This is a genomic window from uncultured Muribaculum sp. (assembly GCF_910583865.1).
Classification (GTDB): domain Bacteria; phylum Bacteroidota; class Bacteroidia; order Bacteroidales; family Muribaculaceae; genus Muribaculum.
Genome location: NZ_CAJTYX010000011.1, coordinates 36,952 through 50,000 on the forward strand (window position 1 = coordinate 36,952; position 13,049 = coordinate 50,000).

A 13,049-nucleotide genomic window follows, 5' to 3' on the forward strand; every position below is an offset into this window, starting at 1 on the left:
GCTTGGATTTTTTACGAAAAGCAGTAACTTTGCGGATGCGAGACAAAAAAAGGTCATGATGACTTTAACGTTTAAAGTACTTGGTGAGTAATCAATGAAGCGACTTTTTACAGCGGCGTTGACGCTGATGGTGTTGGCGGCATGCGGCGGCTTATCGAATAAGGCAAAGCGGATTGCAGGTACGTACTGCAATACTTCCGTGTCCGACGAGGTGCCGGTGTTCGAACTTAACCGTGACGGTACGTGTGTGATGCGTGCCATACGTCCCGACGTCCTTACAATATCCGTACGCGGTACATGGAACGTAATCGACGACACGCTGGTCATCCACCATGACCTTGCCACCGTACAGGCCGAGGGTGACACGTCGCTTGTAGGGACGGTGGCTCCGGAATTCAAGGCCGAGGTCGTCGGGCATAGCGATTATTCCCTGACACTGTTGCGCGACGGTATTGAATATGAATATATAAGGCATAACTCCGCAGCCAAGTAAATTGTGGTTTGAGTATGGAAAAGCAGTTACATATACTATATAAGGCGATGGCCGTCATGGCGGCTGTCATGATATTCTCTGTCATGTCCACGTCATGTTCCGCCCCTTCCGTAGCGGAGCAGAAAATCGATCTTGACCAGGCGCAGGCCCTGATAGATCGCTCGGACTACCGCAGTGCCCGGAGCATCTGCGACGAGATCAGAGAGTTGCAGGCGAAAGGCAAAGAACGTGACGCCAATGTGCTTGGCCGCTTGTCGATACTCTACATGAAGCTTTCAGATGCCGTAGGCCATGAGGAGAACGTGGAGTATGCCTACCAATGTTTCCTGGAGGCTTATTCCGCCGACAGTGTCGCAGCACAGGAGTATTATAGCTCCCTCGGGATAGACGATATGCCCCAGGGGGTGCTTCTTGCGGGAATAGTGCGCAATGCCATAAAGATGCCCGACACCATAGAGGCAGCCGATTCGGTGGTCAGTGTCATTGCGGACACAATGGTTGCCGAATAAACGTTTAATCCGAATTCTCCTCACACTACATATTCCCATGGCTGAAGATTTCCGCGACGCGCTGCGCGCATTGCTTCCCGACGGCGGCGATTCCTCGCTGCCGGAAGAAAACGTCGCTACAATGGCGACAGATGATGCCGTTCCATCCGATAGCGACCGGTGCAAATCCAGGCCGCGTCTTGATATCTTTTTCGAGAAAAAAGGGCGTGGCGGCAAGAAGGCGACGATAGTCGCCGGTTTCCCCGACGATATGTCCGATGAGGAGATCTCGGCGCTTGCCTCGCGGCTTAAGCAGAGGCTTGGCGCGGGAGGATCGTCGCGCGGAGGGGAGATTCTCATACAGGGTGACAGACGTTCCGATCTGCGCGGTGTCCTCGAATCCCTCGGATGGAAGGTGAGGGTATGTTGAAGATTCACAAAGCATCGGCAGGGTCGGGAAAGACATTCACGCTTACCGGAAGCTATATCAAACTGCTGCTCGGCGAGAAACAGCCCGGCGGCTCCTACCGATTGTCACGCGGCGTTAACCGCCACCGTGCCATCCTCGCGATAACGTTCACCAACAAGGCCACCGAGGAGATGAAGGCCCGTATCGTGAGCCAGCTCGCCCTGCTGGCGGACCCCCGTGGCAAAAGCCCATATCGAGACAGCCTCTGTTCAGACCTGCATTGCTCGTCGGCGGAGCTTAGCGCACAGGCACGCAAGGCGCTCAACGCCTTGCTGGTCGACTTCGGCAACTTCAACATAAGCACCATCGACGCGTTTTTCCAGACAGTGCTCCGCACGTTCGCCCGCGAGGCCAACCTGTCGGGAAATTACGAAGTGGAACTGGATGACCAACAGGCAGTCTATATGGGTGTCAATGCTATGCTTTCGTCGCTCGGCATGTCGGAGGGGGATGCGTCAGACGACGGTAAACGCCGGCGGCAGCTCATGTCGTGGCTCCGGCAATACATGATACAGAAGCTCGACGAAGGAAATTCGTTCAACATATTCGTGCGCGACAGCAAGATAACCGCCGACCTCGTGGGGTATATAAAGAAAGCCCTCAACGAGACCTACAAGCTGAACGCCTCCACGATAATGGCTTATCTGGAGGATCCGGAGCATATCGTGCGCTTCAGTTCCTCGCTGGAGAGGTGCTACCGCAGGTGCCGCAAGCGTCTCATGGAGGAGGCCGACGCGACGGTCCGGCTGCTTGAGAGCAACGGCGTGCTTGAAGGCGTGCACAAGAATGTCAGAGGGCCTTTCCTGAAATGGCAGGCGGGAGATGTCGACGTGCGCAAGGACCTTACCGCCACTGTCAGGAAAGCTGCGGAAGATCCGCTGGCATATTTCACCAAGGCTTACAAGAATACGCCTTCCGACCTCGTGGGCGCTGTCGGGCAGCTCGCTTCCGACGCCATTGCGTCGTGGGGCGACATGCGCATGCTGTTGGTGCTGAGGGCCAACATATTCCATATGGGGATAATCGGCGAGGTGGAGCGGCGTACCGCCGAGGTGCAGCGCGAGAACAACGCGATACTGCTCGGCGATACCGGCACGATACTGCGCACGATCATCAACCAGGAGGAGGCTCCGTTCATCTATGAGCGCCTTGGCATGAGGCTGCGCCATTTCCTTATCGATGAGTTCCAGGACACGTCGCGCCTTCAGTGGCTAAACCTCAGCCCGTTGGTCAAGGAGTCGTTGGCCACGGGCAACGACAACCTCATCATCGGCGACGAGAAGCAGGCCATCTACCGTTTCCGCAACTCCGATCCGTCGCTCATCATCAAGGATGTGCCGGAGGAGTTCGCCCGCGAGTGTGAGATGCACGGCAACGTGATAGAGGAGAACACCAACTGGCGAAGCGCGAGGGAGATAGTGCAGTTCAACAATACGGTGTTCCTGTCGTTGGCCCGGCAGCTCGGCCTGGGCGACATATATGCCAACGTTGCGCAGAAGGTGCGCCATACCGACATGGACGGTTATGTGGAGTTCACGCCTTTCGGTGAGGAGACTCAGAGCCTCGACAGGATGGTCGGCCATATTGTGCGCCAGCTGGGGTCGGGCTACAGGCAGAGCGACATAGCCGTGCTCTGCGCCCGTCGCTCGGAGTGTGGCGAGGTGGTGGCGCGGCTGCTGCGTGCCAAGGAGGAGGGCGGTGACGGACCGCTGTCGCGGCTGCAGATCATCACCGACGAGGCCCTTGTCGTTGGCAACGCCCCGTCGGTAAGGCAGATAGTGGGTGTGCTTCGGTATGTCGACACGCATGTGTCGCTGACCCACTCAGGGCGGCCCGACACGACAGGCGCCGAAATCATCAACCGTTTCGAGTTTTTCAGGGCAATGGGCCATACGCCCCGTGAGGCCATGGGGATGGCTTTCTCCGACGAAGGCAACGAGGCCGACCGCGCTGCGCTGGAAGCCGCGCAGATGGAGTGCATCAATGTGCCGTCGATCGTGGAGCGCATAGTGGCGCGCTGCATAAGCCCGGAGGCGTGCCGCGATGAAAACCTTTACATCACGGCATTCCAGGATATGGTGGTCGACTTCTGCGCGCACGGCAACGCCGACCTCCATTCCTTCATGAAGTGGTGGGATGAGAAGGGGTGCACGCGCAGCCTTTCTGTGCCCGAGGGTGTCGACGGCATCCGTGTGATGACCATACATAAGTCGAAAGGGTTGGAATTCGCGTGTGTCCACGTGCCATTGCTTGGCGGTTCGCTGAGCAGTCCCGACAACATGATGTGGGTGTCGACGCGCGACGAAGCCACGGGCGAACTGCCAGCGATATTCCGCGGGCCGGAATTCGATCCCGCGGATGTGCCTCCGCTCATACCTCTCGGAGCTGCGACGGTGGGGAAGATACCTCAGTTTGCGGCGCAGTATGCCGAGGCCGTGCGCGACGAGAGCATCGACCGTCTCAACCAGGTGTATGTGGCGTTCACGCGTGCGTCGCGCGAGCTGATAGTGGGCTACAGGGAGGAGAAGTCGGAAATCTCGGAGCGTCTGGAGGCGGCTTTCGCCGAGATGACACCGGATATGTGCGAGTCGGTCGAGCGCGGGCGTTCACTTCCGGAGGGCACGCTGATCGCGCTGAGCGACAAGCTTGAGCGTGTCGAGGTGTGCACGGATGAGGAAGGTGACACCGTGGAAGCCGAAGTGCTGAAAATCGGGAGGCCGGTCGGTGTCGACACTGACGTGGCGTGCGGTGACGGACTTGTGGAGATGCCCCCCTACTATAGCTACGACAATGAGGCGATATGGGCCATGAGCCGCATCGAGGACATGGCGGACATGGAGCGCCCGCGTCAGCGCGGTATAGTGCTGCATGCGGTGATGGGCTACGTGCGTGATGCTTCCGACGTGGATCGGGCAGTGCTGCGCGCCAACATGCGCGGTATGGTCCCTCATGCCGAGATGGCCGACACGGTAGAGTTTTTGCGCGGGGCATTGTCGGACACGAGGGTACGGCGTTGGTTCGAGGGCTACAGGCGATTGCTGCGGGAGCGTACTCTTGCCGTGCGATGCGATGTTCGCGACCGCGGGTCGGGCGAGTCTACCGGAGAGACCGAAGTGCGCCATTACCGTCCCGACCGCGTCGTATGGACCGCCGACGGCACTATCGAGGTGGTCGACTATAAGTTCGGCGACGAGGAGTCGTCGCGCTACCTCCGCCAGGTGCGCGGCTACATGCATCTTCTGCGCCGCCTTTACCCTAAAGTCCCCGTCAGAGGCTACCTCTGGTATCCCCTCTCCGCCACAATCATCCCCTGTTGACAGCCACGGTCTATTTAAATAAATTTGGCTTTGTATCCGACTTATTCGTATATTTGTAGAATAATGAATATTGACCTATCGGGAAAAGCTGTTTTAACATGAAGAACAATTGCAAGACATTCACATCCGGTCTCGCCTTACTGTTGGTACTACTGCTCTCCGGCGCAAGGACAGGCATATGTGCGGAAGCCGACAGATACGTGTACTCCTACATGCCGTCCGACAGCCTTTTTGAGGAAGGCCGTTCATTCTTGCTTGAGAAGCAGCGCCCCGACAGTGCATTGTTGGCGTTCTCCATAGTATCGGACAGATATGACAATGGGATGGACAGTTCCGACAAGCTGCTGTGTGTCAGGGCACTCAATAATGTAGGCTTTATATACCAGTATCACTACAATGACTATATACGTGCCTACGGGCTTTACCGCCGCATATTGGAACTTACCGACAGTACGGACTGCAATCAGGCATCGGTAAGAGCCAACGCATTGATAAACATAGGCAATATCTTCTATTCTTACTCTTCAAGGGATCTTTCGGGTGAATCGCTTGATTGTGCCAGACTGGCCTACCGTATGGCACTTGACAATGCTGTCAGAGGTAAAGCCTATCAGCCTATGATGACGGCGTTTCATGCGTTGACATTGTTTTCCGATTATACCAAGTCGCCCGATGTACTGATGTCGCTCATAGAATTGTACAAGAATCTTGATGTCCCTGCGGATACTCCGTTGAAGGGATTCAATGACAAACGCATTGAGATATTCGAGGCTGTCTCCACGAAGGATTATACGAAAGCTTATAAACTCCTTCAACAGCTTCCGGATCATATCGACACCGATGTAACCCCGGACTTGTATGTGTTCAATGCCCGGCGCGACCTTATCGAATTCTTAGTGTGGACAGGGAGGTATGATGAGGCGGCATCCGTCACGGAAGAAATGATCCGGTGTGCCGGTGAGAAGGGGAATCCCCTATGGGAGATGAATTTCCATTGGGTGCTCGCATCAATTCTTGACGAAACGGGCGATTCGACCGGAGCGGCCTCCCACCGTCTGCGCTGCTATCAGCTCAGTGACTCTATCGCTCTGGCAAACAGACTCGATATGCTCCAGACCGAACGCTTCGCCAGCGACATAGAGATGTATAGCAATGAGGCAAGGAGGATATCAGAGGAAAAGCGCAGGCAGGGTATGTGGCTCGTTGCTGCCATAATCGCAGTTATAATAGTCTCTTTCACGTGCTTCCGGTTCATTGCCATGCACCGCAGGCTGAAGGAAAGCTACAAGGCATTGTTCGAGCGCCAACAGCAGCAGATCGGTTGCGATACAAAGTCCGGGCAGAATACTGCCGATTCTTCCCCGAAATATCCTGTCAATATATCCGAGGATGAGTTGGCCGACATGAAGCGCCGCATTGAGCAGGTGATGGAGTCATCGGAAGAGATTTACACTCCGGAATTCTCGCTTGACGCCCTGGCCCGTCTCACGGATATACGTCCGCGCACATTGTCGGGTGTGCTATCCGAACTCTTCGGGAAGAATTTCTACGCGCTTTTGAACTTCTACAGGGTGGGGCGTGCATGCCGCTATTTCAACGATACCGAGCACTATGGCGGCTATACCATAGAGGCGGTCTCCCGTCTGGTAGGCTACAAGTCGCGCTCCTCGTTTGTATTGGCGTTTAAAAATGTAACCGGCCTGAAACCAAGTGAATATCTCAAGATGGCGAGGGACAATGCGTCCGAATAGACGCATTCATACATCTTTTCGGAACGTCTGCGTCCATGCGGACAGATGGGATGTCCTTTCATAGTGATATGATTTATTGCGGTCTGTAACTTTGCGGTGAACGGTTTTTCACCGACACCTTATTAATTATATACCGAATAAATCAATCAGATTATGAATTTAAAAAGACTCGCCACGGTCGCGGCAGCGGCTGTAGTGGGGTTATCGGCTCTTAATGCGCAGCAGCCTTACGGCGGATGCTGGCATCCGGACGATGTAAAAGACTGGAGTCCGGAGACCGACCCCGATGCACGTTTCAACAGGTCACGCGTTCCGCTGGCCAAGCGTTTCAAGGAATCGCCCATCATGAAAGCCAACGAATACCAGTGGTACGAGGGTGAACTCTGCAACGCCACTATCCTCTATCCCACATGTTCGCAATGTCCGTCGCAGGGCGATTATAATTTCACGGGCTACCAGCCTACCTACTGGCAGTATATGGATAAGCTCGTCTATTGGGCGGGTTCCGCTTCGGAAGGTATCATCATACCCCCTCCCGCACCTGTGGTCGATGCAGCACACGCCCAGGGCGTGAAGGTACTCGGGCAGATTTTCTTCCCTCCCACATACTACGGAGGCACCTACGACTGGGTGGTGCAGATGTGCACGAATGAGAACGGGTCATACGTGTATGCCAAAAAACTGTATGAAATCGCCGCCTACATGGGCTTCGACGGATGGTTTATCAACTCCGAGTCGGGAGGCCACAGCGGCTGGAACGGCTGGATTCGTGAATACATGAGCTATGCCGAGGCCGGAGGACAGCCGTGGATGGAGATCCAATGGTATGACGCCCGCAACCTGGTGGATACCGAGAAGATGAAAACCCACATCAACACGTCGCAGTTCCTTGAATACGGTGCTGCCGGTGACCACCGCGACGAGGCTGAAAAGATCGGTTGCACCGTTGAGCAGACTTTCTCGAAGATCTATGCCGGCGTGCAGGTAGTGAATTCAGGTTATGACGGCTGGGGCGGCCAGCTCCGTGCAGCGATGCCCAAAGAGGGCCATGTCGGTTCGCTCGATCTCTTCTGTCCGGAGGAACGCCTGTGGAAAGACTGGGTGAAGAGCCTGCTCAACACTCCCGACAATTGCGGCCAAAAGGCCTACGATGCTGTCAACGGCGTGTTCCGCTACGAGCAGAACATGTGGGTCAACGTCAAGGGAGATCCCTCGTATCTGACTCCGGAAAAGGAAACATCATGGCTCGATCCCACCCCAACATGGCCGGGACTGTCCAACGCCATGTGTGAGCGTTCGGCCATACAGAGCATGCCCTTCACCAGTTCGATGTGTGTCGGCGTGGGCAAGCACCGTTTCGTGCATGGCAAGAAACGTGCCACACGCGACTGGTATCACTCGGGCGTGCAGTCGGTGCTCCCGACATGGCGCTGGTGGATAGAGAACCGTGGCGAGCTGAAAGTGGCTGTCGACTGGGACGATGCATGGAACGTAGGGTCGAGCTTCAAGATTTCAGGCACGCTGTCGGCGGGCGACCATCTGATGCGTCTCTACAAGACCATGATTCCCGTGGCCGCAGGCGGCACTCTGAGAGTAGTCTACAAGGGTGGCAAAGGCGTCGTGCTCGAAGCCCGTCTCTCCACCGAAAGCTCCGTGAACCCCGACGTGACACTACAGCCGGCATCGGTAAAGCAGGAAAACGGATGGGACATAGCCGAATATGACCTCTCCAGCCTCACGGGAAAGACCATCTACATGATCGCCCTCAACATCAAGGCTGAGAAGGCTAATCCCGACTTCTCGATGAACCTCGGCGAACTCGCCGTGCTCCCCGCAGGATATGCTCCCGAGGCACTGAAGGTCACTAATTTCACTACCACCTCCACTCTCGGCGAAGGGAAGAACGACCTGCGCCTTTTCTGGAACTTCGACTGGAGCGACGATTTCGACCATTTCGACATATATATCAAGGATGGCAGCGGCATAAGCACACTCGTTGGCCAGACACGCGGCGAGGCATTCTACGTGCCGGCGTTTGACAGGCATGCCAATGACGGCGAGATACTCGTGCGTCTGGAGGCCGTGATGAAAAACGGTGAATCGTATGCAGTGGGCGAGCTTAATCCCAAATATCCTCAGACCGGTGTCCCCGTAGTGACTCTGTTGCTCGACAAGAGCTATATCAAGGCAGGCGAGACGGCTACGATCACGGCACGCGGTACCGGCAATCCATCCGGATTTGAATGGGTACTTCCCGAAGGGCTTGAATTCGCCGACGGGACATCAGCTACCTCCAATCCGGTGAAAGTAAAGGCTACAGCCAACGGACGCCACGTGCTTACCGTAAAGGCCACTAATGAAGCAGGAACTTCCTCGACCGAAATCCAGGCTATCGACGTGCTGTCGGACGAAGAGTATGCCAAGGTGGAGAATGTGGTGCTCGGCAAGACCGTGGTGGATTTCAGCGGCTCGACCAACACCACCGAGACCCCCGAGCGCATAATCGACGGTGTGGCCAAGCCCGGCGATGCATCGCAGAAGTGGTGTAACGTGAGCGCCGAGAACTGGGTGGTGTTCGACCTTGAGAACGCATACCGCATCTACGGCTTCAAGATCTACGACTGCAACTACGGTCCGGAGAGCGGCGACCAGATCCGCAACTATAAGATAGCCCTTTCCGATGACGGATTGACATGGACCAATGTCGTGGAGGAGAACGAGGTTTCGGACCAAGCCCTCAAGAGCGCGTTCATAGCTCCGGTAAAGGCACGCTTCGTCAAGCTTATTCCCGAGGTACAGGGCACGATGCGCATATGGGAATTCGAGGTGTACGGCATCGATGACACGAAGTTTAACATTTCCGTAGATAACGAACTTGCGCTCGACATAAACGGCAAGGGTGACATAATTGTAGCATACGACCTTAACGGCGACAAGCGCGAGGCCAACTTCGGCTGTACCGCTACGACCGGCTCCAATCTCGTGGAACTCGGAAATATTGTCGAGGATAAGGTCAATTCCCGTTTCGTGGTTCCCGTCAAGTCGGGCAACAATATCGGACGTTGCGAGATAGAGGTGCGCCTCACCAACGGCACGTCATACAAGATAGGCAAGGTAAAGGTGTCGATCGACAACGACGCTCTTCCAAATGTCCTCTCCGGACTGAAGGCCACCGTGCGCCATTATGAGGGTGACAGCAACATGGGCGGCGTCGGCTTCGACACATACACCGTATCGGGCCTGACCGACGGCGACAAGGCCAACGAGGCATTGTCGGAGATTGAGAAATTCTCCTCACACAGTTTTGACCTCTGGACCATATTCGAATGTCCCGACAAGGACGGCTGGGACCTGACAAAGGTCAAGGTGTTCTTCCCCGACAACAATACCGGCACAAACGACAACGACGTGGATGGAGTGGTCAGCAAGGACATCACCATAGCATGCGGCAATACCCTTGAACTGCTCACTCCGATAAAGACGTTCGAGAATATCGGGGAGACGGCAGGCATCGAGTATCTGCTGCCCGAGGCGCGCAACTGCAAGTACATCGTGATAAAGAGCAATCTCAATCCGTACTTCTATCCTTCGCTGGCCGAGGTCGAGGCTTACGTGCAGCCGGGAGTACCCGACGGGCCGCTCGAACTCACCGGATGGACCAAGGACATAATAGCAGAGAAAGCCGGGTATAAGGTGACCAACTATAGTTTCCATGACGATTTCGGCACATTCTATTCGACCGGCGTAAGCGAATCGGGAGCGATAGCCGACGATTCCAGGGAGTTGGTAACCGCCAACGGCACCAAGTTCCGCCTCGCGCCTTACGACGGCAACAATGCCCTGCCGATGAGCAAGAACGGCGACAACGAGCTTACGCTTGCCGCTCCGACCGATGCAAGCAAATTGCAGTTCCTGGCTTTCAGCCCGCTTCGTAAGCCCACTATGGAAGTAGTGCTCAACTACACCGACGGAACATCGAGCGATGCTGCGAAATTCAATATTCCATACAGCCATATCGACGAAAAAGACGGTAACGAAGGCAAGGGTGAGGCTGTGTTCGCCTTAGGCATCTACGACGTTGACAATGAGGGTGTGGCCAATCCTAACTGGGACGGCTACTACAACCTCTACGAATATGAGATGGATGCCGATCCGACAAAGAAGATCAAGTCGATCATCGTGCGTCGTGCCGCAACCCTGACCGGCGGTACTCCTATCCTTCTCGCCGTATCCCACAGCAAGGGTTCGACAAGCGGTATCGAGGATATTGACAGACCTTCAGCCGACGGCTCAAAGGAGATCGTAGCCATCTACAATCTACAGGGCATGCCGGTCAAGAATCCGGTGGCCGGAGTATATGTGGTGAGGTATTCCGACGGTTCATCACGCAAGATACTCGTAAAGTAGACCGATAAACATAATTCCGCTTTTTCATCATGAAAGTTGCGAGACAGAGGCCATCAATGAATGTAATTCGCATGGCTTTGTCTCGCAACTGTTTTATTCCCATCTAATACATATATTCCCATCTAATACATATTCATAAATCAATGAAAACTATTGCAATAACATTACTGCTACTGTTGATTTCCAATATACGGCAAGCACAGGCGACCGCCCCGATCAATGCGCTTGAAATCACCCATACCGACGGGGAGAGGACTTACGTGAAGCTTGCACCGGAACTCACACTGTCATTCAACGCCGGTGACGCCTCTGTGGCGTTCGGCTCCCAACTGACGTTGCTGTTCGACAAGATCGGGAGTTGCCGGCACACTTACCACCGTTTTCCCGCTTCCGGCATTGACGGTACCACGCCGGATAAGGATATATATGTCGATGGAGGCTGCATATATGTAGTGACCGACAAGGCCGAGGCGTATGACATGTCCGGCAGACGTATCGCCGTATATGACAACAGCCGGGGCAATATCTGTATCGACATGAATGAACTGAAGCCTTTCGGGACTGTAGTCCTACGCTATGGAGAAAACAGGACAATAAAAATAAAGTTATGAAATCCGGAAAATTTACATTGGTGTTCGCTTTTGCGATGGCCGTATCTACTGCGGCGGCTCAGACTCCGTGGCTGCATATTTATCGCAACGACGACTCGTTTACTTCGCGTGCGGCATCGGAGGTAGCCGAGCTGCGTTATGCCGGTGAGAATGTCGATGACTGGTCGGAATCCTCGATGGTGCTTGTCGACAACTCCGGCAGCCGGACCGAAATCCCGCTTTCGGCGATAGAGGACTGGGCCGTCGGAGCCGATGTGCCGCAGGTATATATAGTCACCGATACGCCTGCGGAGGATGTCGTGAGCAAGACCGAATATCTGCGCGGGACTCTCCGTGTCGACGGGTGCGGGATCATCGCCGATGTTCCTTCGACGGCGATGGGTGTGCGTGGCCGCGGCAATTCCACATGGCGTCCCGAGGATGGGATAAAGCTCCCTTATCGCGTGAAGTTCGACTCCAAGATATCGATAGGCGGGATGAAAAAAGCCAAGAACTACGTGCTTCTCGCCAATCATTTCGACCACTCGCTGATGCGTAATGCGTTGGGCATGGAGATCGCCCGCTTGTTGGGGATAAAATATGTCAACACCATGATTCCGTGTGACGTCTATTTCAACGGGGTGTATAAGGGTTCTTACAACTTGACAGAAAAGGTCGGCATCAACTCGGGCAGCATGAACGATGTTGACGAGGCCAACTCCGTGTTGTTCGAACTTGACGACCAGATGGACGAGACTTATGTGTTCACCTCGACATATTTCAATCTTCCGGTGATGGTGAAGGATCCCGACCTGACCGAGGAGCAGTTTGAGGTGTGGCAGGCCGACTTTACCGAGGCCGAGCGGCTTGTGAAGGAAGGCCGGGCATGCGAGGCGTTCGATGCGGATGATCTCGCGAAGTACATGGTCATGTTCTCGATATGCGGCAACCGCGAACTGCGGTTTCCCAAAAGCGGCTATATCTACAAGACCCGCAATGCCGACGGCTCGGGTTCGCTATATCATTTCGGGCCGGTGTGGGATTTCGACATGGGATTCGGCAACGAGAAGGGGAATAACTTCACCGACATAATGGATAATGCCTCGTTGCCGCTTTTCCATGGCGCGCTATCCATTCAGCCGGGTGTGAATTTCTTCTCCATGCTTCTGTCGCAGACGGAGATTAAGGCGGCATGCGACAGGGTCATGAAGGAATTCGTGGAAAATGGCGGCCCGGAAAAAGTGCTGGAATTCTTCGACGGGTATGCCGCGCGTATCCGCCCCACGTGGTATCGCGACATGACTGCCCCGAAGGTGGCGGGCTGGCGTACCTACAGTCTCGACAAGGATTATATACCGCGCCTGCGTGCATGGCTTGCGGCGCGCCTTGACTACGTTACCACTTCCCCGACATATGGCGTTACCAAATAGGGGTATTTTTTAATATTCTAATACTCTGGATATCTCCGGTCATTCGTCCGACATTTCATGGCAGGACGCGTGGTCGGAGATTTTGCGCGAGAGGCGGAATTTTT

At 55.0% G+C, this 13,049-nt stretch carries 8 protein-coding genes; all 8 read left to right on the plus strand.

The genetic code is table 11. From position 1 onward, the window contains the following. Positions 1-94 precede the first annotated feature (94 nt). The 8 genes from QZ303_RS03970 to QZ303_RS04005 all read left to right on the plus strand — a co-directional run bounded on the left by QZ303_RS03970 (position 95) and on the right by QZ303_RS04005 (position 12,945). Positions 95-493: a hypothetical protein gene (locus QZ303_RS03970; protein WP_295729410.1), complete on the plus strand. Its 399-nt coding sequence runs from the start codon at positions 95-97 to the stop codon at positions 491-493. A 14-nt stretch (positions 494-507) separates the two neighbouring features. Beyond that, positions 508-1,002, plus strand: a complete 495-nt coding sequence (locus tag QZ303_RS03975) for a hypothetical protein (RefSeq protein WP_295729412.1) — start codon at positions 508-510, stop codon at positions 1,000-1,002. A 37-nt stretch (positions 1,003-1,039) separates the two neighbouring features. Continuing rightward, positions 1,040-1,411, plus strand: a complete 372-nt coding sequence (locus QZ303_RS03980) for a translation initiation factor (RefSeq protein WP_295729415.1) — start codon at positions 1,040-1,042, stop codon at positions 1,409-1,411. Beyond that, positions 1,405-4,767 (plus strand): exodeoxyribonuclease V subunit beta, encoded by a 3,363-nt coding sequence (locus QZ303_RS03985; RefSeq protein WP_295729418.1) that lies wholly within the window; start codon positions 1,405-1,407, stop codon positions 4,765-4,767. Before QZ303_RS03980 ends, QZ303_RS03985 begins: the two co-directional genes overlap by 7 nt. 98 nt (positions 4,768-4,865) lie before the next feature. After that, positions 4,866-6,518: an AraC family transcriptional regulator gene (locus tag QZ303_RS03990; protein WP_295729420.1), complete on the plus strand. Its 1,653-nt coding sequence runs from the start codon at positions 4,866-4,868 to the stop codon at positions 6,516-6,518. Between the two features lie 153 nt (positions 6,519-6,671). Then, positions 6,672-10,925 carry a discoidin domain-containing protein gene (locus QZ303_RS03995; protein WP_295729423.1) on the plus strand — a complete coding sequence of 1,418 codons (4,254 nt, stop codon included), beginning with the start codon at positions 6,672-6,674 and terminating at the stop codon, positions 10,923-10,925. A gap of 143 nt (positions 10,926-11,068) precedes the next feature. Then, on the plus strand, positions 11,069-11,536 hold the full coding sequence (locus QZ303_RS04000; RefSeq protein WP_295729426.1) for a hypothetical protein: 468 nt from the start codon (positions 11,069-11,071) through the stop codon (positions 11,534-11,536). Further along, positions 11,533-12,945: a CotH kinase family protein gene (locus tag QZ303_RS04005; RefSeq protein WP_295729429.1), complete on the plus strand. Its 1,413-nt coding sequence runs from the start codon at positions 11,533-11,535 to the stop codon at positions 12,943-12,945. Before QZ303_RS04000 ends, QZ303_RS04005 begins: the two co-directional genes overlap by 4 nt. Positions 12,946-13,049 lie beyond the last annotated feature (104 nt).